This window comes from Nitrospirota bacterium, from assembly GCA_016180645.1.
In the GTDB taxonomy this organism is placed as follows: Bacteria; JACPQY01; JACPQY01; order JACPQY01; family JACPQY01; genus JACPAV01.
On record JACPAV010000002.1, the window covers coordinates 117,285 to 140,519 of the forward strand.

18 protein-coding genes, 2 tRNA genes and 1 pseudogene are annotated in these 23,235 nt (G+C 60.2%); 7 read left to right on the forward strand and 14 right to left on the reverse strand.

Annotated features, from left to right (window positions below):
* Positions 1–27: 27 nt before the first annotated feature.
* Both HYT87_00505 and HYT87_00510 read left to right on the forward strand, forming a co-directional pair.
* Positions 28–219, forward strand: a pseudogene (locus HYT87_00505) (isoaspartyl peptidase/L-asparaginase).
* 79 nt (positions 220–298) lie between these two features.
* Positions 299–370, forward strand: a tRNA-Pro gene (locus tag HYT87_00510).
* A gap of 195 nt (positions 371–565) precedes the next feature.
* On the opposite strand, the gene HYT87_00515 is transcribed toward HYT87_00510, so the two are convergent.
* From HYT87_00515 to HYT87_00545, 7 genes are all read right to left on the reverse strand, one after another.
* Complete coding sequence (locus tag HYT87_00515) at positions 566–1,048, reverse strand: SgcJ/EcaC family oxidoreductase (GenBank protein ID MBI2058228.1); 483 nt, start codon at positions 1,046–1,048, stop codon at positions 566–568.
* Between the two features lie 57 nt (positions 1,049–1,105).
* Complete coding sequence (locus HYT87_00520) at positions 1,106–3,085, reverse strand: protein meaA (GenBank protein ID MBI2058229.1); 1,980 nt, start codon at positions 3,083–3,085, stop codon at positions 1,106–1,108.
* Positions 3,086–3,280: 195 nt separating this feature from the next.
* Positions 3,281–3,757 carry a hypothetical protein gene (locus HYT87_00525; GenBank protein MBI2058230.1) on the reverse strand — a complete coding sequence of 159 codons (477 nt, stop codon included), beginning with the start codon at positions 3,755–3,757 and terminating at the stop codon, positions 3,281–3,283.
* A 32-nt stretch (positions 3,758–3,789) separates the two neighbouring features.
* Positions 3,790–4,494 carry a fibronectin type III domain-containing protein gene (locus HYT87_00530; protein ID MBI2058231.1) on the reverse strand — a complete coding sequence of 235 codons (705 nt, stop codon included), beginning with the start codon at positions 4,492–4,494 and terminating at the stop codon, positions 3,790–3,792.
* A 193-nt stretch (positions 4,495–4,687) separates the two neighbouring features.
* Entirely contained in the window at positions 4,688–5,935 is a 1,248-nt protein-coding gene (gene ccrA, locus HYT87_00535; GenBank protein MBI2058232.1) for a crotonyl-CoA carboxylase/reductase, read from the reverse strand.
* Positions 5,936–5,968: 33 nt separating this feature from the next.
* The gene (locus HYT87_00540; protein ID MBI2058233.1) at positions 5,969–7,147 is read right to left on the reverse strand and encodes a MaoC family dehydratase; all 1,179 of its coding nucleotides are present in this window, start codon (positions 7,145–7,147) and stop codon (positions 5,969–5,971) included.
* 13 nt (positions 7,148–7,160) lie between these two features.
* Positions 7,161–8,825 (reverse strand): acyl-CoA dehydrogenase family protein, encoded by a 1,665-nt coding sequence (locus HYT87_00545; protein MBI2058234.1) that lies wholly within the window; start codon positions 8,823–8,825, stop codon positions 7,161–7,163.
* Between the two features lie 100 nt (positions 8,826–8,925).
* Here HYT87_00545 and trpD point away from each other — a divergent pair, with 100 nt between their 5' ends.
* The 4 genes from trpD (at position 8,926) to HYT87_00565 (ending at position 13,158) form a co-directional block, all read left to right on the forward strand.
* On the forward strand, positions 8,926–10,062 hold the full coding sequence (gene trpD / locus HYT87_00550; protein MBI2058235.1) for an anthranilate phosphoribosyltransferase: 1,137 nt from the start codon (positions 8,926–8,928) through the stop codon (positions 10,060–10,062).
* The gene (locus HYT87_00555; GenBank protein MBI2058236.1) at positions 10,052–11,686 is read left to right on the forward strand and encodes a hypothetical protein; all 1,635 of its coding nucleotides are present in this window, start codon (positions 10,052–10,054) and stop codon (positions 11,684–11,686) included. Before trpD ends, HYT87_00555 begins: the two co-directional genes overlap by 11 nt.
* A 104-nt stretch (positions 11,687–11,790) precedes the next feature.
* A tRNA-Pro gene (locus HYT87_00560) sits at positions 11,791–11,865 on the forward strand.
* Positions 11,866–12,000: 135 nt separating this feature from the next.
* Positions 12,001–13,158 carry a glycosyltransferase gene (locus HYT87_00565; protein ID MBI2058237.1) on the forward strand — a complete coding sequence of 386 codons (1,158 nt, stop codon included), beginning with the start codon at positions 12,001–12,003 and terminating at the stop codon, positions 13,156–13,158.
* Here HYT87_00565 and HYT87_00570 read toward each other — a convergent pair.
* The 5 genes from HYT87_00570 to HYT87_00590 form a co-directional block, all read right to left on the reverse strand.
* The gene (locus tag HYT87_00570) at positions 13,148–14,116 is read right to left on the reverse strand and encodes a quinone oxidoreductase (protein MBI2058238.1); all 969 of its coding nucleotides are present in this window, start codon (positions 14,114–14,116) and stop codon (positions 13,148–13,150) included. The two genes, HYT87_00565 and HYT87_00570, sit on opposite strands and share 11 nt — an antisense overlap.
* A 23-nt stretch (positions 14,117–14,139) precedes the next feature.
* A complete protein-coding gene (locus HYT87_00575; GenBank protein MBI2058239.1) occupies positions 14,140–14,547 on the reverse strand; it encodes a hypothetical protein in 408 nt (135 codons plus the stop codon).
* 13 nt (positions 14,548–14,560) lie between these two features.
* The gene (locus tag HYT87_00580) at positions 14,561–16,978 is read right to left on the reverse strand and encodes a formate acetyltransferase (protein ID MBI2058240.1); all 2,418 of its coding nucleotides are present in this window, start codon (positions 16,976–16,978) and stop codon (positions 14,561–14,563) included.
* On the reverse strand, positions 16,975–17,901 hold the full coding sequence (locus HYT87_00585; protein MBI2058241.1) for a glycyl-radical enzyme activating protein: 927 nt from the start codon (positions 17,899–17,901) through the stop codon (positions 16,975–16,977). The genes HYT87_00580 and HYT87_00585 overlap by 4 nt, the downstream gene beginning before the upstream one ends.
* Before the next feature lie 96 nt (positions 17,902–17,997).
* Positions 17,998–18,318: a hypothetical protein gene (locus HYT87_00590; GenBank protein MBI2058242.1), complete on the reverse strand. Its 321-nt coding sequence runs from the start codon at positions 18,316–18,318 to the stop codon at positions 17,998–18,000.
* Positions 18,319–18,527: 209 nt separating this feature from the next.
* Between HYT87_00590 and HYT87_00595 the strand changes: the two genes are divergently transcribed.
* A complete protein-coding gene (locus HYT87_00595; protein ID MBI2058243.1) occupies positions 18,528–19,064 on the forward strand; it encodes a polyhydroxyalkanoate synthesis regulator DNA-binding domain-containing protein in 537 nt (178 codons plus the stop codon).
* A 479-nt stretch (positions 19,065–19,543) separates the two neighbouring features.
* Here the strand turns inward: HYT87_00595 and HYT87_00600 are convergent, their stop codons facing one another.
* Positions 19,544–21,361, reverse strand: coding sequence for a radical SAM protein (locus HYT87_00600; protein MBI2058244.1), 1,818 nt, complete (start codon positions 21,359–21,361; stop codon positions 19,544–19,546).
* A gap of 211 nt (positions 21,362–21,572) precedes the next feature.
* Complete coding sequence (locus HYT87_00605; protein MBI2058245.1) at positions 21,573–23,051, reverse strand: FAD-binding protein; 1,479 nt, start codon at positions 23,049–23,051, stop codon at positions 21,573–21,575.
* Positions 23,052–23,235: the final 184 nt, after the last annotated feature.

The following is a 23,235-nucleotide window of genomic DNA, read 5'->3' on the forward strand; positions in this document are numbered from 1 at the left end:
CCCCCCGTTCACCGCGAAAGTCCGCTCTTGCCGCAGTACGCCGTAATCGTACATGGGGGCTGCGGCTCAATTCCCCCGGAAGAAAAGGCCCGCCGACAGCCCGTCCTGGAATCGGCCGCCGAGGCGGCCGGGCGGGTTCTGCAGCGAGGCCGGTCCTCAACTGAAGCCGTTCTCCGCGCCGTTTCGATCCTCGAAGATCATCCCTTGTCCAATGCGGCGCGGTCTTTCGGTCCCGGCGCCCTGTATGGATGTGGCAGTCGGGAGAGGGTAAGATCGAACCGCTCTCGTGAAGGTTGCTCCGGGAGTAGCGCAGCGGTAGCGCACCTGCTTTGGGAGCAGGGGGTCCCGGGTTCAAATCCCGGCTCCCGGACATGCGAGTCTTCGAGCAGGTCAGGGAGATCCGAATCGGAGCACAGGACGTGCGACTACACTGGGATTGCACGGAGCGTCAGGATGACGACCGTGAAATCCCGGCTCCAGGATGGAGCCGTACTTGCCCTTCAACGGCGACCATGGATGGTCGACGAGCCATGGCAAGTGCGGCTCCCGGACTGCGACGAAAAGGCTACTTCTTCGCCCACTGACCGGGGAGCGATTCGCGGGCGGCCAGCACCATCCACTTCCCGTCTTTCTTGGCCACAATCGACGAAACAATCAATCTCTGGGGAACGAGTGGCTTTCCATCGAGTGAAAACATTCCGGCCACGGTCGCGTCGCCATCAACCAAGGCCAGATCCGGCTTCAAGAAGCGTATATTCGGAACGACCATGATCATCCGCGTGTCTTTGAGGACGGTCGCCTGTTCATCGGCAAAGAGGGTCTCCAGAGCATTTCGCCCCTTGGCCGTGCGTCCCTGAAAATTCGTGATGTCGCCGTCTTCACTCCAAATGGCAGTCATGTTTTTCGGGATGCGCATGTTGAACGCCACCGTATAGTCCGACCACGCCTTGCGGATGGCATCCTCATCCGCCTTCCGGCCTCCCTTCTCCTCAGCCAGGGCGATTGAGGCCATCCCGAGAATACACGCCAGCAAAACAATCTTCTTCATGCAATTCCTCCTTTGGTGGATTTCTTAGACGGAGTCGCGGTGATTTTCAAGCACCGTTCAGGTCGTCGGAAGCCTCCGGGCCTCCCCGGCCAGTTCGATGAGGTCCAGCATGATGGAGTTCAGCTCGAAATCCTTGGGCGTGTAGATCCGTTTGACGCCAAGACCCAGGAGAACGGTGTGGTCCGAGGCCGGGATGATTCCGCCCACCACCACGGGCTTCTCCTGAAGCCCTTCCTGCTTCATGAGGGACATGATGTCGCCCACCAACTCCACGTGAGATCCCGACAGAATGCTCAGGCCCACCAGATCGACGCCCTCCTGCAAGGCCGAGGCGACGATCTGTCCCGGTGTGAGTCGTATTCCGGCGTAAATCACCTCCATGCCCGCGTCCCGTGCACGGACGGCGATCTGCTCCGCTCCATTGCTGTGACCGTCCAATCCGGGCTTGCCGACCAGAATCCTTATCTTGTGTCCGAGACGCTGCTGGATCTCGCGCATCCTCTCCCGCACCCCGGCAAGGCCGTTCGATGCGGCGGCACCCACGCTGGGCGCCACTCCTGTGGGAGCACGGTACTCCCCGAACACTTCACGCAGCACCCCCGCCCACTCGCCGGTGGTCACCCCCGCTTCGGCGGCTTCGATCGACGCCGACATGAGGTTCGTCCCCTCGATGGCCGACCGGCGGAGCGCCGACAACGCCGCTTCCACACGGCGGCGATCCCGCTTCCGCCTGAATGTATGGAGACGTTGAATCTGGTCCTTCTCGGCCTGCGGGTCCACTCGGAAAAATTGTTCTTTCGATTCGGCCGTGAGGGGCGACACTTCGGATTCCTGAAACTTGTTCACCCCTACCACAATCTGATCACCGGACTCGATGGCCCGCACACGCGTCGAATTGGATTCGACTAGTCTCTGCTTCACGTACCCCGTCTCCACGGCCCGCAGGATTCCACCCATGGTATCGATCCGGTCCATCTCGGCCCGAGTGTCCTTCTTGAGTTCTTCCACCTTGGCCCGGACCACCGGCGATCCGTCGAACAGATCCGGGTATTCGAGAAGATCCGTTTCGTGCGCCAGGATCTGCTGAAGCCGGAGCGAAAGTTGTTGGTCCCAGGGCCGGGGCAGTCCGAGCGCTTCGTTCCAAGCGGGAAGCTGTAGAGACCGCGCGCGGGCATTTTTCGACAAGGTCACTCCGAGGGCTTCATAGGCGATCCGCACAATGTTATTTTCCGCCTGGCGCTCGGTGAGCCCCAAAGAGTTGACTTGTACGCCGTACCGGAATCGCCGCTCCTTCGGATCCTTCACGCCGTAGCGGGAACTCGCAATCTCATCCCACATCTCCGTGAACGCCCTCATTTTGCACATTTCCTCGACAAACCGGAGGCCGGCATTGACAAAGAAGGAAATGCGGCCGACGGAAGCGGACAGCTCGGCCCCGACGAATCCGCGTGACTTCACGCTGTCCAATACCGCAATCGCGTTGCACAAGGAGTAGGCGAGCTCCTGCATCGGTGTCGCTCCCGCCTCCTGGAGGTGGTAGCTGCAAATGTTGATCGGATTCCATTTGGGCACGTTTTCCACCGCGTACACGATCGTGTCGGTGATGAGCCGCATGGAAGGGCCCGGAGGAAAGCTGTAGGTCCCCCTTGAAAGATACTCCTTCACAATGTCGTTCTGCGTCGTGCCCTGCAACAGTTTCGGATCGACCCCGCGCTTCTTCGCCAAGGCGATGTAGAGGGCCAGGAGCCAGGCCGCCGTCGCATTGATCGTCATGGACGTGTTCATCCGATCGAGCGGAATGCCGTCCAGGAGACGGTCGAGGTCTTCCAAGTTGGAGATCGGCACCCCGACTTTTCCGACCTCACCTTTAGCCAGCGGATGGTCCGGGTCGTATCCGATTTGTGTGGGCAGATCGAATGCGATGCTCAGCCCGGTCTGACCCTTGGCGAGATTGGCGCGGTAGAGCTTGTTGGACGCCTCGGCGGACGAATGTCCCGCGTACGTCCGCATGATCCACGGCTGATCTTTGACCGCCATGATCCCATTTTACCCGCCCACTCCCCACCGAACAAGACCGCCGCAGGGTCAGCCCTTTTTCAATGCATATGATCGGGATGATCGGTGACAGTATACTCTATTACAATAATAGGTGACAGAATACTTTATTAGAGAGAATAATAGTATACTGTCACCGATTATCCATCCGCTGACGTCGTCCCCTTTTAACCAGCGTCAGTCGCTGGCGCCGCCGAGAATAAGCCCGCCCCACTTCCACGTGTTCCCCTCGGAAGGGACAGTGGTAGGTCCAAAATAACAGCCATAGATAGATTGAAAGGGAAGTCCTGAGATCGCTGGGACATCAGTATCGAAATACATGGTGCCCGCTTGTGATGCGTCGCACGGAAAGGGGGCCGTAGCAGAACGATGAAGCTGCAGGGCACCACCTTCAATAGTCAGCTTGTTTGCCGGGCTCGCCGTCCCAATCCCCACGTTACCTTCGGTGTAGATGGCGTTCGCACTGCTCTTGGTCCAGTTCGGAAGGCCCTCGATGGCCTTCTTGAGGTTGCCGAGCGAAGTGTTGAGGTCGTCCGCGACCAGCGCCTCGCCGGTCGTCCAAGTCTTGACCGTTCCCACCGTCACGGCCAAGGCAACCGTCGCAATAATACCCACGGTTATTCCCGCGCCGAGCAGCAGACCTTTTACGAACACTTGAATTCTCTTTGGACACCTCCTCGATTTCATCATCCCAGGATGCACGAGCCGATCTTGGACGACCCTACAATGCACGTGGATCTTGCATCCGGTTGGGACGGCTGCGCCGGGACGTCCGGCGTGGGGGGCTTGTCCGACAAATCCACCAACGGAGTCGCCGACACCTCACCCGACCTTTCGCTCTCGCTCTTGGAATTGAGGGCTGAGACAGCAAAGAAGTAAACCTGACCGTTGTTGAGACCCGTCAGCCTCGCATTCAACGCACCCGTTATGCTCACCGGCGAGGCACCCTCCTTCGCTTCCTTGCCCTCGTAGGGTCCGCCCGTCTTCGCGCCATAGTAGATCCGGTACTCGGCTGCTCCCGCCGACGCTTCCCATGACAGGGCCACGGAGGCGTTTCCCGTTCGCGCTTGAAGGTTCCTGGGCGGCTCAGGCGCCGCCGTGATCGCCCCAAGCGCAACGCTGATTTCCGGGGAGGCCGGCCCTTCCCCATCGGGTGCGGTCGCAGAAACCTCGAAAAAGTACGTGAGGCTCGGTTCCAAGCCGTCGATCAAGACCCTCGACACATTCCCAACGTCGGCCGGTGAATTCCCGATTGAAAGCCCCTTGCCCTTGCGCGCGGCGCTTTTCGTGTCGTGGTAAACCAGGTACCCGCGGGCCCCCGCCACGAGGTCCCACGAAAGCGTCACATTGTTCTCGCCGATGACGGATCGGACGTTCTGCGGCGCAGGCAACCCCTCAAGGAGCCTTTTCTCAGCTTCCGCGGAGCAGGCGCTGAGGATCAGCGCGAGCGGGAGGACGATTCTAGGGTATGACTGTGAGTGAGTGAGTGAGTGAGTGCAAGATTCTCACCATGCCGGCTGAAACCTACTCCCGCCCTTCCTCCAAGTCAAACGTCCACCCTGGGGATCTGGGGCTTCCAAACACTCACGGCAGATCGGTGAGGCCGGGCTTGGGGGAGCCGACGAGGGCGGCCATGTTGCCGCTGGGGTGCTTGTTCTCGTGCATGAGCTGGTGGGCCAAAGGGATCTCGTCGAATTTGAACGTCCGCGAAAGACACGGGCCCACCATGCCCTGAGCCACCATGTGATTCAGCGCCGCGCACTGCTCGTCGTTCGCAAAATGGGAGCCCTGAAATCGCTTCTGACGCATCCAGAGGTATCGAAGATCCGCTACGGCGTTGTATCCGCTCGTGCCCGCGCAAATCACGACCATGCCACCCGTATCGCAAACGAAAATCGACGTAGGCACCGTGTCCTCTCCGGGATGATCGAAAACAATCCGAGGATTCTTCCGTTCGCCCACCCCGTCCCAGAGAGCTTTCCCAAAAGCCCGGGCGCCCTGGAGCCATTCGCCATATGACTTCTCATCCTTCCAGTGCGGGAGCATGCCCCAATGGTTGAAGTTTCTGCGGTTGATGACGCCCTTCGCACCGAGTTTCTTGCAAAACTCAGCCTTGTCGTCGCTCGAAACGACGGCCACCGGAATTCCACCAAACGCTTTCACGATTTGGATGGCCATGCTTCCGAGACCGCCCGCCCCGCCCCAGATGAGGACGACGTCGCCCTTCTGAACCGTTTGTGGCGGCCAGCCCTTGAGCATCCGATACGCGGTGGCTCCGACGAGCATGTAGGCCGCGGCCGCTTCCCACGTCAGTTGCTTCGGCTTGGGGAGGCACTGGTGGTCCTGAACAATCGTGTACTGCGCGAAACTTCCCCAGTTCGTCTCGTATCCCCAGATCAGTTGCGTGGAACTGAACATCGGATCGCCGCCCTTCACGATGAACGGATCCTTCCGGTCCCAAACGCCGCAGTGAACGACAACGTGATCCCCCACTTTTACATTGCGCACACCGCTCCCCACCGCCCACACGATTCCCGACGCATCGCTTCCACCGATGTGAAAGTCGTAGGGATCGCCCTGTTTCTGCCGCGCCTTGATCACGTCCACTGGAATTCCCCGCGCGGCCCAAACATTGTTGTAGTTGATCCCGGCCGCCATGACGTAAACGAGGACCTCGTCTTCTTTGAGCGGCCGGATGGGAATCCGTTCGAGCTGGAAGGCGGTCTTCGGTTCGCCGAAACGCGCGGCACGGATCACCTGGGCGTACATTTCGCCCGGAACCACGCCGAGCGGCGGCAGATCCGCGACCTCAAAGATCTCCTTTCCAGCCATCACGCGTTGTGCGGACATTCCAGCACTTTCGCCCTATGAGACGGAGGATCTCTTCTTGATCAGGAGCCGGCGCTCAATCTCGAAAATCTTTTCGGCGATCTTCTCCTTGCCGAGATCCTTCTTGTCGTTTTCTTTAAGAAAAAGATCCGCACCGTATTTTTCGAGAGCATCCTTCGACTTGATCCCCTTCACGCCGATGAGCTGAAACGTGACGACTCCCTCCGGGAGCTCTGCGGGGCCGTCTTGCTTGTGGAGGACTCTCGACAGTGCATACACGGTGTCACCCGACACCGATGGCTGAGTATGATACCCCTCCGTGTACCCAAAATCCCACAGCGCGTTCTCGGAGACATCCCGACTCGCGAGACCCGCAAGCCAATTGAAGACCAGACCTCCGTAGACCACCGGCTCACCCGAAAGGGGACCCCCGCGGCCCCCCGTGTAGATCTTGTCGTAGTGGAGCGGATGCGTATTGCCGGTCTTATACGTCCAGTTGTAGTGCTCGTCCGTAATGGTTCGACCGTTCGCGTGGACGATGATCTCTCCCACGTTGAAATCTTCGAAGTAGGTATTCGGTGCCGTCAGATTCGAGGGATACTTCCCGACCGGTTGAGGAATGTGCATGACCGGTTTCTCAAGGTCAGGGAAGCGGGTTGCCCCCGCCCCCTTGGGTGCCGATCCCCCCGCGGATTTCCCTCGCGGCGGGATCATGACCTTTCGGTCGTACTGCACGACGACCTCGTTCCGCTGGTTCAATCCGATCGTGCGAAGTTCCGCGATCCCGGGCTTGCCCTCGCCCCGCTCCTTGCGTCCCAACACTTTCGTAAGGGAACGGATAGTGTCCCCGGCGTAGGCCGGACGCAGGAACAGAACATCGTAATACCCGAGATGCGCAATCGCCTTTTCAGAATCGTTCTGCACGCCCTGGCTAAGCGCAAGATTGAGAAGCATAAGGGGCGAAGCAGGGCGTCGCTCGAAGCCGTGTGCTTTGGCGAACTCCTCATTGAGATAGAGCGGATTGGCCTCCATGAACGACGTGGCGAAATCGAGCATGAAGGCCTCCGAGAGGGTAAATCCCCTCGGGTGTTCGAACACTTCGCCCGCCACAAACTCCTCCAAGTAGCGACCGTACTGCGGCACCTTCACATTCGCCCCAAGTTGGACCGGCAGCGATGGCGCCTTCTCCGCCTGCTTTTCGCAGGCCACTTCGATACTCTTTCCCAAGTTACTTCCCCTTCAACTGCTGTTCGACGAGCGACCGCGCAATAACGCGCAGGGCCAATACTTCCTCCGCGCCCTCGAAAATCGAAAACACCCGTGAGTCCACATAATACCTCGATACATCATACTCCTCCGCGTAGCCCATGCCACCGTGGATCTGCAAGGCCTCCCGGGTCACCCACTCGGAAATCTTTCCCGCGAAGAACTTGACCATCGATCCTTCCATCTGGCCCTTCCCCTCATCGAACATCCGGGCCACGGCGTACGTGAACTGCCGTGACGCCTGAATCAGCATGGCCATCCGAGCCAGTTTGTACTGGGTGAGTTGATAATCAAAGATCGGCAGTCCGAAGACCTTTCGCTCCTGCGAATAGCTGAGCGCCTTCTCGAAGGCGGCCTGCATCACGCCGTTCGCCCGCGCAGCCGTCTGCAACCGGCCGCCGGAGAACCCCTCCATCTGGAGATAGAAACCTTTTCCGAGTCCGTCTTTCTCCCCGATCAGGTTTTCGTTCGGCACGAAGTAGTTATCGAAGTGGAGCTCATAGGAGTGCATGCCGCGATAGCCGATCGTCCCGATGGCGCGGCCGGCCACTTTACCGCCGCCCTCCTGCTTGTACTCAAAGTTGTGACCGCTGAACGCCGGTTTTTCCGCCATCAGAATGGAAAGCCCGCGATGCTTCTTGGACATGTCCGGATCCGTCCTCGCAAGAATCATCATGATTTCCGCTCGACCGGCAAACGTACACCACATCTTGGCGCCGTTGATGAGCCAGCCGCCCTTCGTCTGGGTCGCGGCGCATTTCATCGCGGCGACGTCCGATCCGTAGTCGGGCTCCGTCGCCCCGACCGCCACCATCTTCTCGCCCGAGGCCATCAGGGGCAGCCATTTCTTCTTCTGCGCTTCCGTGCCGCCCTTCAGGAGCGCTTTCGCCAGAATCTCCGGTCGCGTTATGAGACTTCCAGAGACGCCGAGCGAGCCGCGCGAGAGCTCTTCGGTTACAATCACCATCCCCATGTTGTCCGGTTTATCATCGCTCTGGAAGCCGCCGTACTTTTGCGGGATGGAGAGGCCGAAACATCCCATTTCAGCCAGCTCCTTGATGATCGGTTCCGGCGTCAATTCATCATGACGGTGCACCTTCTCGGCCACCGCACGAACCTTGGTATCGGCAAACTTCTTGAAGGCGTCCCGCATGAGCTGCTGCTCTTCCGAGAGACCGTAGCTTCCCCCGCCCCCCCTTTTCCGCAGTTCCTGGGAAATCTCCTCATACCTCGACGGCGACTGGGCGGCTTGAAGCTCTTCCGACCTCGGACTCTGAAGGAGGGCGGAGCGTATTTGCGAGTCCGACAAACCAAATTCGGTGGGGCGCCGGGAAAGCGTCTGCCCGACATCGTGTACTACCTCGGCCGCGAACGTTTCGGCCAACAAGCCTTCGAGACGCCCATCCTCGGAACTCCTCTGAACGCGGTCGGCGTGTGTAAGGGTGTGCCGCGCGGCCTGAATCTCTGCGCACAGATAGGCAAGGTCGTAGGCGGTCACCTGGTGACGATCGAGCTTGGGAACGGAGATATCTTTTCCGTCCCTGGCTTCCGCTGCGAGGTGTTTCAAGCCCAGCGTGCAGAGATCTTCAGCGGATTGGACGAGACTCGAAATCGCTTCCCTGTTCATGATCCAGCCGATCCCTCAATTAGCGAAACGGGCGGGCTAAGTCAACCCGTACCGAAAGTGATTGCCTTGGTCCGAGGGGTCTGCATATAATCCCCCGATCATGTTGCCCCGCGAGAAGGCGCTCCAGTCGTTACCGGCAAACTCCGATTTCCTCACCGCCGTTCGAGGCTTCCTGAGCCGGGAGGATACTTCCCCGCTTGGGAAGCTTCTCTGGAAGGTGGGCGAAGGACAAGACCTATTGCTCGATGAGGCGCAGAACGCCGTGCAAGCCATTGTATCCGATGAAGCCACCGACCCCCTTCGCGCGGCGTTTCTGGCTGCACTCCAAGCCAAAGGCGAAACCGAGGATGAAATCGCCGCGTTCGCAATGACCATGCGCAATCTTGCATCCCCTCTGGGGATCGAGCCGTCTGACCGGCTATCCGACACGTGCGGAACCGGGGCGGACGGGGCTTCCACCTTCAACGTGTCGACCGGCATCGTCTTCATCCTCGCCGCGTGCGGTCTCAAGATTGCGAAGCACGGCAATCGGGCCATCACGTCCAAGTGCGGCAGCGCGGACCTTCTGGAGGCCCTCGGCGCCAAAATCGATCTCGAACCAAGCCAAGTCAGGACGTGCCTCGAACAGACGGGTGTAGGGTTTCTTTTCGCTCCCAAATTCCACACCGCCACTCGGAAGGTCATGACCGCCCGGAAGGAGCTCGCTTCGGCGGGCTGGAAGACCGTCTTCAACATCCTGGGTCCCCTCACCAACCCCGCCCGGCCAGGATGTCAGCTCCTCGGCGTCTTCAAGCCCGAACTCGTACGTAAGATGGCGGGCGTACTGGCCAGGATGGGCACCCGGAGGGCGGTCGTGGTCTGGGGCGAAGTGGGAGGGGGCAAGGGCATCGATGAAGTTTCGATCGTTGGGGCCACGCGTTGCGCGGAGTTGAACGAGAGTCACGAGATTTCGGATTTCAGCGTTGAGCCTCATGCGCTTGGCCTCAACTCGGCCACGCTTGATCAAATCAAAGGGGGCACACCTCAGGAGAACAAGGACCGGTTGCTCCAGGTTCTTGGCTCAGGCGATCCCCGTCCCATCAAGAATTTTCTTACCATCAATGCGGCCGCGGGACTCTACGCCTCCGGCAAGGTGAAGTCGCTTCCTGACGGCGCCAAGCTGGCCATGTCCAAGATCGAGGACGGCTCGGCTCTCAAGAAAGTTCACGAATTTGTGGAGGCCACGCATGCGGCTTGATCGAACGTGTTTCGCGATCCTCATCGCGGCTCTCGCGATGCGGGCGGCTTCTCCGGTCCAAGCCTACGAACTCGAAGTGCACGGCAGTTACCGGCTGCGCATGCTTGATGCGGATCGCTACCAGCTGGCCGACGACGGCGCCCGCGCCCAGCAGGCAGGCTGGCGCGAACATCGACTGCGGCTCACGCCTTCCGCAAAAACAGATAAGCTCAAGTTCTTCGGCCAAATCGATCTCTTTTCCGGACAACTCCTCTTCGGGAGCCACAACAGCCGCGTGGGTGAAGAGTTCGTCCTCGATCCGGATCGGGCCGGAACCAAGGAAATCCGAGTTTCCAAGAATCCCGATGGCACGCTCACCGATTCGGGCAAGACGGAGTGGATACCCGATGTGATCGACCCCCGCCACTTGTATGTGGAGTACACAAACCCGAGCGTCGGGCTTGTCCGCGTGGGACAGATGCCTTCCGACTGGGGCATGGGAATTCTGGCGAACGGGGGCGACCGCGAGCCGCTCTTCGGCACGAACCGATACGGGGACATCAACGACCGAATCCTTCTCGCCACCAAGCCGCTGAGCAAGATGGGAGGGGGAAAATTCCACCAGAACTTTTACACCGTGGCCGCGTTGGACAGCGTCTATCGCGACGAAAACGCATCCGTCAGGGACGGCGATCTCGCGTTCCAGGGCGTCCTCGCGGGTTTCTACCGCGAATACGAAAACATGAGCGGCTTGTACCTCGCAGGGCGCACTCAGAAGGACGACTGCCCCGATGCCCGCACCCGCCCCTGTGCCAAGTTGAACGTGGTTGCGATCGACACCTATCAGAACTGGATGCAAGAGGGCGACGTTTCAAGGCAGCAGGTATCCTTCGAAGGCGTGGTCCTCCTCGGCCGGACGACTCGCGTACTTTCCGATCTCGCGAAATCCGGGGCCGATGTCCGTGCCGCGGGATATGCCGCCGGCGGATCGTATGAGTATCTCCCGCTCCGACTCACGGCCGCCGTTGAACACGGCTATGCGTCGGGAGACAACAATCCACAGGACGATACCGTCACTCGACTCTCCTTCGACCCCGATCACAAAGTCGGCATGATCTTGTACGACGAGGTTCTGTACAACGTCACCGCCCACATGGCCGACAGGGTGGCCGACGAACTCGGAGCAACCGGTGAAACGGCGGAGACGGCATCCTTGCTGGGCGTGCTCCCGGACTCGATCGCCAATCTCCCCACGAACGGCGGCGTGTCAGGATCGACCTACGTCTACCCCTCGGTAAAGTACGACTACAAGGTCTGGAGCGGCCATTTTACCCTCAAGGCCGCCTACTTGGCGGCTTGGTTGACGTCAAACTTTTTCGATCCTCTAAACACGAACCAGCACGGCGGGGTACTCACCAGCCCTTATGGGATCGAGCGCGCGCACAGCTCGCTTGGGCAGGAAATCAACTTAGGCGCCGAATACGATTTTCATCTTCTCGGGGACATTGGTTTCCGTTTCACCCTCCAGTATGGAACTTACTTCCCCGGCGATGCCTTTCGACAGCCGGACGGTTCAAACAAGATCCAGAAAGCCGAAGACAGCAAGATCGACAAGGTCGAAGGCCGGTTCACCTTGAAGTGGTGAGCGGTTCTGCTAAGCTCTCACCGTCAGCTTTCAGCCGTCTGGCGCGCGGAATTCTGTTTTTCCGATCCGCTGAATGCTGACCGCTGATTGCTGAAAGCTGTTTACGGGGCGTGGCTCAGCTTGGCTAGAGCGCTCGGTTCGGGACCGAGAGGTCGGTGGTTCAAATCCACTCGCCCCGATTCGTGAGTCCGCGAAACGAAGCGGGGCAATCTTCATGGAGGGCAGGAGCCCGACTTCAGAGGGATTGAAGGAAATTGCAGGAAAGCCATGCCTTGAATCCACTCGCCCCGATTTCTCACCCCTGACCGTGTCGGATGATGACGCCTGATGAGCGATCTCAGCTCTTCACGCAAGTGGAAGAGCAACTCCGAAAAAATGAGGGCGAGCGCGCATTGGAGGGGTTGGACCGGCTGATCTCAGTCCACCCGGAAGACCTCTCCCTGCTCTATCTCGCCACCCGCGTCTGCAACGTTCTGGGATGCGAAACCGACTACCGGGACCGCCTCTTCCGGAATGCCGACTGGCCGGAAACGGCTCCACCGGTCCCACCTCTCCAATTCCTGGCGCCCGCGACACGCGAGCCGATCCTCTCCCTGGTTACGTCGACCTGGAATAGAGCAAACTCTCTGTCACGGCTCCTCGACAGCCTCGGTCGGCATACAGGAGCGCCTTTCGAACTCATCGTGTCCGACAACAACAGTGCGGATGGGACCCTTGAAATGCTCGCCCAACGGCGCACCACCTTTCCCTGGCTTGGCGCGGTCCTGTTTTCAGGCCATTCCTCCACGCTCGATGCGTATCGCACGGGCACGGAGCGGGCACGGGGGCGGATGATCGGATATCTCGCCGATGACCTTGAGGTTGAGCCACACTGGGACCGGCAGATCACGGAAACACTGATTTCAAGATCGGAGGTCGGCATTGCCACGCCCGTTGTCCTGGATCCCGGCCGTCAGACCGGTTTCCTCGGCTCGTGCGTTCCCTATGTCAGCCGCAGACACCCATGGCTCAATCGCCACGGTACATCGGTCGCCGCGGACGATTCCACACCCATGTCCGTCACCCTTCCCGATCGTCCGATGGAGGTGGAGGGCGCGGCCTATCCATTCCTCAGGAGGGATCTCCTCACGAAGGTGCCCATTTTCGACCCCCGCTTTATCCATGTGTGGGACAACGACCTGGCGCTTGAAATGCGCTCCCGTGGATACAGAATCCAAGTCTGCCCGCAAAGCCGCGTCATCGACCACGATGCTTCGCGCTCCGAAAGCGATGAGCGCCAGGTCGTCCACAGTGAGACGTTCTTCGAAGAACTCTATGCGAATCCGGACCGGGCGCTATCGCGATTGGCATCGCCGGACAGCCGTCCCATGCGATATCTCCACGACGATTTTCTACTGGAGTGCAAATGGACGGCGTTTAGGGTGGCTCCCTGTTCCCGTGGCCGACGGAGGGCGTTTCGGGCTACGGGATGAGGAGGATCTTGCCGGTCGTCTGACGGCCTTCCAAGGCACGGTGGGCCTCGGCCGCCGCTTTGAGAGGAAACTCCCGGGTCACGGTGAACTTCACCCGCCCGGTCTGCATCCAGTCGAAGACCGCCGAAGAGCGCTCCACCAACTCCTCGCGCTTCGCGATGTACCATCCGAGCCCGGGGCGCGTCAGGAACAGGCCCCCGCGGATGCTCAGGATGCTTGGGTCGAACGATTCGACGGGCCCGCTCGACTGGCCGAACAGGACCATCATGCCCCTGGGTCGGAGGCAGTAGATCCCCTTCGCGAAGGTCGATTGGCCCACTCCGTCGTAAACAACGTGGACACCTTTCCGCTCGGTGATACGTCGAACCTCCTCCTCGAAATCCTGTCGGGTGTAGAGAATAACGTGATCCGCGCCGGCGGCTCTGGCCAACTTTTCTTTCTCCTCGGTGGAGACCGTTCCAATGACGGTGGCCCCGAGCATCTTTGCCACCTGGCACAGAATCAGACCCATTCCACCTGCGGCGGCATGGACCAGGCATAGCTCGCCCTTCTTCAACGTGTACGTGGTGTGCGTGAGATAGTGCGCCGTCATGCCTTGAAGCATGGCAGCGGCGCCGAGATTCGAATCGATTCCGGCAGGCCTTCGCACCAAGCGGTCGGCCTTGACCACTTGATACTCCGCGTAGGCCCCCATCACATTGGTGTAGGCGACGGGGTCGCCTTCGGACCAATCCATCACATCGGGCCCGATTTTCTCCACGATCCCCGCCGCCTCCTGGCCCGACGTAAAAGGCAGGTCGGTCTTGTAGAACCCGGTTCGGTAGTAGGTGTCGATGTAGTTGACCCCGATCGCCTCGATCTTGACGAGGACCTGGCCGGGTCCCGGCTCGGGCACCGGGATGTCCTCATACGAGAGGACTTCCGGCCCGCCGGTGCGAGCAACACGGATGGCCTTCATGGTCATCCCTTTCTAGCCCAGCTCTACTTGCCGTTCAAGGCGGGAGAAAAAGCCACCCTCAGATCTCGATAGAAAAGAACCCAGCCGACCAAGGCGCCAACAACATAGGGCCAGAAGATCAACTGAGTGGCGATATCGTGTGGCAGGGCGCCCGTCCACATCGCCGTTGCGCCATGGATACCGATATAGAGGATGGCGCCACAGACGATCAGTCCGCTCGCATACGCCCAAGGGCGCTTCTGCCGGATGCCCGCAAGCAACGCCACCAGATTGGCGGTCAGGAACAGGTCCGCCGGAAGGAACGTCTTGGCATTCCGTACCATCTCAGGCGTCATCTTGTCATCGTAGTAGCCGGTGAAAGTTAGCCACCACCAGATGGGTACATAAACGGCCAATCCCGCAACACCGATTCCAATGGCCCATTTTTTCATCGCAAACCCCCTTTCATGAGGCTGTGATCCCTTCCGGTTCCCCCTGGCGCCTTCCGTGCACCATTCGGTCGATGATCTCCTGCTGTATCTCCGGCGCAAGATCGTCGAAGTACGCCGAGTAGCCCGAGACCCGCACCAACAGACCGGGAAACCGGTCCGGGTGATCGCGCGCTTCCATCAGGACTTTCGGATCGAGCACGTTCACCTGCATCTGCATGCCGCCTGACTTGAAACAACCGTCGATGAGCGCGCCCAACCGTCGGGATCCGGAATCACCTTCAACCGACCAGGGATCCAATTGCAGATTGAAATTGATCCCATTCCGCGCGACGTGGAGCGGCAACGCGGCCTGAGAGCGTAGGAGGGCTGTCGGGCCCCGGCGATCTCTCCCGTTCCCGGCCGAAAGGCCGGAGGAGAAAGGATCCCCCGTGCACCGGCCGCTGGGCAGCGCACCCACCTTCCTACCGAAGGCCACATGCGAAGTTACAGAGTAGAAGCCGGCCACATATTCGCCACCCCGCGTGTTGACCCTGTCCCGAAGGGTGGAATCGAACATTTCCATGACCCGTCCAACATAGCCATCCGGGAGGGGATCGTCGTTTCCATACTTGGGCGCATTCCGCAGCCGCGCCCGCAGTTCTTCGTAACCGATGAAATTCTTCCGACAGGCCCGAATCACCTGCCCCAGAGTCGCCTTTTTCTTTTGGAAGACGATCCAATCGATGGCCGCCAGACAGTCTCCCACCTCCACCGCACCGACCCCTTGGATGCCGCTTCCATTGTAGGCGGCGCCTCCCTCGGTGGAATCTTTTCCCTTCGCCATGCAGCCGTCGAGCAGCATGGACGTGAGCGGTGTCGGATGCAGGCGCGCATTGGCTCTCTCGACAGCCTCCAGATCCGCCAGCAGCCGCGCGACTCCCGCGCGGATCTGGGTCTCCAGCAGCCCAAGGAGCGCCTGCATGGATGGACAGTTCGCCGCGTCCTGCGTTCTTGCGCCCATCCGACGGAGCCGGCCAAAACGCCTACCGCCATTCAGAGCCAGCTCCATGCACAAAGGCAGATTGAAGAGTGCCGCATCGGTCGAGAAAAAACTCCTGCCTGCCGCCACCGGCTCCACGCATCCTACATTTGCGTAGTCGCGCGCGTCTTCCACGGCCACTCCTCTCGACTTCAAAATCGGAACGATCACTTCGTCGTTGTAGACAGCGGGCGAAACCGCTCCTCCGGCCAGGGCCGAGGCAATTCTCGACCGATACGCTGCCGGACTGCCCGCGTGGATGCGTGCATGGTAGTTGGGTTGCCGAGTCCGCAGCGCATCCATCAGCTCCAGGAAAAGGAAGGTGACTTCATTCGTCGCATCCCCGCCTTCCCGATCCGTTCCTCCGACCACCACCACCTGGCCGTTGAACATTCCACCGTGGAAGCGCGTCCCGCGCCGCGAGAAAGCCGGCACGATCTCGCACAGTTTCACCGCGAAGCACCCCAAAAGCTCGAAGGCGCCCTCGCGATCCAAGCGGCCTGCTTTCAAGTCGGCCTCGTAGAATGGATGGAGGATCTGATCCAATCGGCCGGGGCATACGGAGTTGTCCAGCGATTCCAAGTTGAGCGCGATCTGCGCGAAGAGGATCGATTGGAGCGCCTCGTGGAAAGTCGTCGCCGGCCCTCGAGGTACTTTCCTGCATATCTCTGCAATCCCGTTGATCTCAGCCCGTCGGGTCGGGTTCGATTCATGTTGCGCCTGCGCGAAAGCTGCGGAACGATAACGCTCCGCGAAGCCGTCCAAGGCGTCACACACCCCCACCACCGCCCGCCAGAAATACTCTTCGCGGGGGCCGATCCCGGCGGCCGCCCGCCGCTTCTCGGCCTCCTCCCGGTAACCCGCGGTTCCCCGATTCACCAGACCTGCGTAGTCCGGGACGAAGTGCGATATTCCCGCCACCTCGTTGATGAGGTACGATGTCGGATCTCCCATCTCGGCAAGAAACGGCAGCGACCGCGGGAACGGATGCGCCTTCGTCATCATGATGCGCGAAATCCAGTAGGGCAGCACTTCCGTGAGAAGCCGACGACGGGCGGCCCGTGAGATCTGGAGGGGATTCACCTTTCTTTTCGGAAATCGGAACAGATCCTCCATCATCGCCACCCCGTGCAGTTCGGGAAAGAGCTGCCCCCCGACTCGAAACGAAGTGAAATTCCCCACCAACAGCTCCTGGGGATAAATATGAATCGCTTTGTGCCCCAGGATGTATTCCAGCGCCCCGGCCTTCTGCAAAATCACGGGATCTTTCGGATCGGCCAAGGTGCGAAAATACCGGGTGACGAGAAACGCACGTTCACCACAGAGTGCGGGAGAGCTTCCCCGAACTTCTTCGTGGAGACGGCGGACGCGCTGGGTCAGGTTCACACCGACGACGGGTCTCGCGGCGCTCATTCCCACGTGGTGACTTCCAATCCTTTCGATCGGAGATACCCAGCCGCCTGCTCCAATGGCCCGGAGCCCCGCGCTTCAGGCGCGAGTGAAAGCGGCTCGATGGGGAATCCCACGCGGGCCAGCTTCGCCTCGCCCATGGCGTGGTAGCGAAGGAGATGGATACCGACCACGCCGTTCCCACGGAGAAAGGCGGCGATCTCCAATAGGTTCGTCGGATCATCGGTGTATCCGGGCACCACCGGCACTCGGAACTGCGTGGAAACTCCCGATTCGATCAGACGCCGGGCATTGGAAAGAATGGCTGCATTGTCGGCCCCGATCACTTCCCGATGCATTTCAGGGGACATGATCTTCAAGTCGAACTGAATGAATTCAAGGAGGGGAAGATACGGCTGGAAGGCCTCCCATCGGAAGAGTCCGCAGGTTTGGAGCCCGACGCCGACCCCCACCTCGGCGCAGCGCCGCGCGAAAGCGCCGGCGAATTCCATCTGCAGCGTCGGCTCACCACCGGAAAGCGTAATCCCCCCCCCCGACGAAGCAAAGAAGGGCCTGTCCCTCGCTACCTCTTCAACCAACTCCTCGATGCCGTACCGCCTGCCAACCACTTCCAGCGCCCCGTGCGGGCAGGCATCTACACATACCCCACAGGCATCACACAGTTCCCTCCGGATTCGCGCTTCCATCCGCGTCATCGCGCCTGCCGTGCAGGCGGGAATGCAGTGTGAGGCCTTCCTGCAACGGTCTTCCCGAAAAGCCGGCTCAGGGTGGGGACGCAGGGACTCGGGATTCTGACACCAAGGGCACCTTAGCGGGCACCCCTTGAAGAAGACGGTCGTTCTGATGCCGGGGCCGTCATGAATCGAAAACCGCTGGATGTCGAAGACCACTCCGGTCGCGGTCCCGGCCGTTGAGCCGACCATCATGACCGGCTTCCGGCCTGGACCGGGAACCGATTCGGTTCGAAAGGGATTGCGGGGAGGCTTGGTGGTGAGCCCAAGCCCCCCGCTCCTTCCGACATGTTACTTGCCGACGTTTGAAACGATTTCGGAAACGCTGCTGATCAGTTTCTTGGCCTGCTGCTTCGCCGTGGCAATGCCGCGGTTGCGCGCATCGGAAATCGTCTGATAGACCTTGCGGGCCGATTTGCCCTCGATGCCCGTGATGTCTTCAGCCGTGGAGATGACGCGGTCGGCCGTCTTGTCCACCGTTTCGGACACTTTCTCGGCCAGGTCGAACGCGCGGTCCGCCACCGTTCTCACGACGTTTTCCGCCTTCTCGACCTGCCCGGAGACTTTTGTTTCGGCCGTTTTCGGCCGGCTGATGCGCTTTCGTGATGCCATGTTGAACCTCCTTCGGTTCCCGTCCAATTCGCCTCCAGGGGAAAAAGACTCCTCCACGTCCCCGGAAGGCGGGCTTCCACCCCGGCCATCCTGCCGGCCTGGGTCCCTTTTGATTCTGCTTTATGTTGCATTGCGACAATTCTGCCATACCCCGGTTTTCTTGTCAAGCCCCCCTTGTTGCAGAGCAACATCCCCTCTTGCAACGCACCATGCCGCTTGCCATTCCCTCGGGAAACCGGTACATTCTCTTCATGGATGCCATCGTCTTCAAGAAGTACAAGAACAACCGCCGGCTGTACGACACGTCGCACAACCGCTACGTCAACCTGGACGAAATCGAGGGCATGGTGCGTCGCAAGAAGGCCGTGCGGGTGGTGGACGCGCAAACCGGAAGGGACCTGACGAACTCCGTCCTCCTCCAGATCATCCTGAACCGCGCCAAAGGCAATCCGGCCTCGTTCCTTCCGACCGATTTCCTGAGCCAGCTCATACAATATCAGGGGAAATCGGTCTTCGATTTTTATCGCAATTTCACGAAAGTGGCCTCCGGCTATCTCTCACGGTTCCACAAGGGTTTTGGGGGGACGAAGAAGATCGTGGAGGAGGCCCTGGATGAAATCGGGCGGAAGGCGGGTCCCGAGGCTCAGGCGCGATTGGAGCGAATCGCCCTCCAGGAGATCCGTTTCCTGAAGTCGAAGATTGCGGGGCTGGAAACCCGGCTGTCGAAGAAGGGGTCGCGGCGTTGACTCAATCTGTTTCTATCGAGCCTAAGCTCGACTTTTGCCATTTTTTGAAAGGTTTATGTTGGTCCTTATGCGTAGGGGAGGGTCTTCAGACCCTCCCGACAAGAGGGAGCATCTGAAGATGCTCCCCTACGAATCGGCATTCTGTCAGAGGCTCTGAGCTCGACTTTTGCCATTTTTCCATGCCGTGTGAACATCACTTCACGAGGGAAGGCCATTTCCACGCCGTGAATTTTTAGACAGGAGCCGTTTTCCGGTCTCGTTTCAAAATTCATCGCTCAGAATCTCGCTCGGATGGGAAGGCATCTTCAGACACCGCTCAAGAATGGCAAAAGTCGAGCTAAGAGCCTTTGAGGTAATGACGCGGGCTGAAGCCCGCGGCTACCGGGAATGTGCGTCCCTGGTAGGCGCAGGCCTTATGCCTGCGGAAGACGACCACCGGTTCGCCATTCTGTCAGAGGCTCCAAGCCTCGATTGGGGACTCACATTTCCAAAATTCGGAAGATCTCTCCCCGGTCTACGTATGACCGGGCCTCCATGAAGACCTCCGGCGGCATGGCGCTGTAGTTCAGCGGCCGGCCGTCCCGGTTGAAGAGGACTTTCGTCGCATCGTCCAATTGGAGAACGTATTCGTGCAGGGATTCATTGGGCACGGGTCGACCGGATTCCGGATCGAACTGGACACCAAACTCTTCCTGGAGCACCCGCTTCACATCGGGATCGCCGAACATCTCCGTTCCCGGATAGGCCGTCGCCGTAAACATGGATTTGTTGACCGCGCGCCGTGCCGCGTAGTGTTCCGGTGAGTCTGTCGCCGCGCCGGCCGTGTAGAACTCTTCCTGCCACTGGATGAACGCCACGGTGTTCTTCAGGTCTTCCAAGGTTTCGCCGGGATAGCCCATGATCCACGTGCAATTTCCGTGGATGCCGGCCTCCCGCGTGCGTTTCACCCCCTCCATCATCGTCACGGGGAACTCGTGGCCCTGCCACCGCTGGGTGCCGTTTGAAAGGATGAACCCACCCTTCCCCATCGCCTCCAGGATCCGTGGGCTGGCGCTCTCCGCTCCAAAACCGATGTAGGCGCAGCCGGCCTTCGCCATGAGATCGACACGACTGATGGCGTTGCGAACATAGACGGGCCCACCGTGACCGTTTCGAGCCGGGTTGGGTCGGATATCGGCGGCTTCATCCAAGCGGCCGTGGGTTCCCCAACGCACCCCGGTTCGTTCCAACACGTCCTGCATGGCAGGGACCAGGTTTTGAATCCGCCGCGGGACGACCATGAAATTGTCATCCGTGATTCCCATGAAATCCAACTTGTATTTCTCCGAAAAGAGGGCGATTTCCTGCGCCAGGTTTTCCGCCGAACGGACGCCGTAGTTCCGCTCCCCCTGTGCGCCTCGGAAACAGAATTTGCAATCGAACGGGCAGCCGCGGCTGCTCACGGTGGAGAGACTCCTGGCCATGGAGAAGGGCGCCGCGGAGCTGTTGCGGGAGCCCCCGCCCCAGATCGGATTGCGGAGGTACGTTTCAAGGACCCGCACGCCGTCGACGTCCTCCTCCATGAGGTCCCACGCAGGAAATGGGAGTGAATCCAGATCGTCCGGCCGGCCACCGTGATAGGCGAACCGAGGCTGACCATCCGCCGTGCACTCCATGAAGTACGGCTCAAGCTTCCCGCTCAATACGGCCGCTTTCACTCCCACGGCGCGGATCAACTTCGCGTCGTAGGCCATTTTGAGAATGGCGTCGTCCCCTTCCGAATGGCATACGGCATTCAGTTCCGGGATCCATCGAAACAAATCCTCGCGGAATTCCGTGGCGAGGCCGTTACCGGTGGCCAGGATCGCGCGCGGTTGAATGCTTCGGATCACCCGGGCCAGATTCTCCTGCCAGCGGAGGGTGGTGATGAGTCCAGAGAAGGCGATGAGGTCCTGATCGCCATGCCTGTCGAGGTACTTCGCAATCAGCGCCTCGGCTTCCGCAAGCGACAGATGGCGGCCCGCGCCGGGCGACTTCGCGTAGGCGAGAGGTTGGCCCACGGGATCGAACTGTTCGTGAGTCGTAAGTCGTAAGTCGGAAGTCGGAAGACGATACGCGTTGAGATCCACGATGACGGGGATTGCGCCGAACTGACGGAGCCGTGCCGCGAGGAGGGCGGGACCGAGCGGGGCGACGTTCGGCGGGGCGCTTTCCCGCAGGGGCATGTTGATGAGCATGACCCTCGCGCCCTCCACGTCACCGGGGGAGAGCTGACTTACGACGGCCCCAGGGTGAGTGTACGAGCCCCGGGTGTGCATGGCCTAGCCTAGAAAAAGTCGCGGAGGCATCCTTGCCTCCGCATTATTTGGCGTCACCACCAAGCGCAACATCCCTGTTACTGTCCAACTACAATAGGTTGTATTTCTTGTCAACTGAAAACATTGGCTTGTATGCTGCGTTCATTTTGTCCCCAGAAGGGAATTCGGCAGCGAATTGGTGAACTTGAAGTATCCCTAGAGGATCAGGCCGTTAGTGGGCTGAATCTGCGCGATAGTGGGGGCCTTTCGACTCGGCTCGATCGAGCGCTGCCTGCGCGATCAGGGTACCCGCCTTCGCCGCGAGTTCCGAGATCGACCCCGATTCGGAGAAGTCGATTCGGTCTCGCTCGCAAGAAATTTCATCAAGAATGGAATTCAGCGAATGAATGCCCTGCTCCAGTCCCTCTTGGGTACGGACCACCCCAACTGCACGGGACATGACATCCCGGATGACGGCCAACCGCCGGCGCTCTACCTCGCGCCGACCAGAGAGTGACACAATGTCACGCTGCGGCCTCACGCGACGTGCTGTGGCGCCTGATGCGCGCCGAATTTCGGTCCAACGCGCCGCGCTCTCGCCGGCACGCCGACCGAATACGAGACAGGCCGGAATCATCGTGCCTCCCAAGCGATCGGCCCCGTGGATGCCGCCCGCGGCTTCCCCAACCGCGTACAGGCCTTCCACCGTGGTGCGGCCCCATTCATCCGTCTCGATGCCGCCGTTGAACGCATGCGCGGCGTGGAAGACATCCAGGATTGCGTTTCGCCCGTGGGTCAGCCTCATCCGTGGCCGCGGGGATTCAGCCACGGCCGCATCGAAAGGGTAGGACGCGTCGCGCGTGCTGAAGGGAAAGTGCCCCGAGCGATCACGGTAGATCCGATCCACGTCCCCGCCAGGCGGAAGCGAGCGTCGAATCGCCTCGGCGAGCGGCGGTTCGGGAACGGCCCATCCGGAGGCCAGCTCATTGCACGAAAAGAACTCCGGGTATTTCTTCCCGGGTCGAGCGAGCATGAACTGGATGAATTCCAGCCCTCTGAGTTTCGCGCCTGCCTGGGAGGCCAGGGCGTACCCGAGTCCCCAGTTGCCGGGGTCGCCCAGGAAATGGCGGTACAGCCCCGCGGCGCCGCCGGTCGCCAGAATCACGGCGCGGGCGAAAACGACTTCGGATTCACCCTTCCGATTCACGCCCCGGACTCCCACCACTCTTCCGGCTTCCAGAAGAAGACCGAGGGCGGTCCAGCGATTCATGGCTGTGATGGATCGCGCCAGTTTCCGGAATGCGCGGCGGTGTTCGTCGATGCACACGGCGTGTTCGCGCCGGCCGAAGCATCCGCGTACGCGAACAGATCCACCGCCCGCCGTTCGCAGCCGAGCGCCCCAACGAAGGAGCTCTTCAAGTTGCGTCCACGATTCATCCACCAGAATTTCAGCACGGCGGGAATCGATCTCGTCGCCCCCCGCATCCAGAATTTCACGGACGATTTCGTTCCGGGTTTCCGCCGGATCGGAGGGAAGTACCGTTTGATACCCCCAACTCCGGTTCAAGAAGTAGAAGCTGGAACCGGAGTAGCCGGCATGCCCTTTGTCGAGAAGCATCACCCGTGCCCCGGCCCGTAGTGCCGCGGCGGCAGCCCAGATTCCCGCGGCGCCACCACCGACGACGGCGACTTCGGTGGAATGGACGTTCACACGGAAATAATCGTTCGAAACCGAAAAAGGTGAAGGCCGTTCTTGACTTCGGTGGCAGGCGGCAGCAGGAAGAAGGAAGAAAACCAGCCCCTCCCCCCTTGTGCTTCAAGTTCCGACAGATTACGGACGAATACATGATCGTTCGGGAACCGAACAAACTTGACAGATACAAGTTAATGATTTA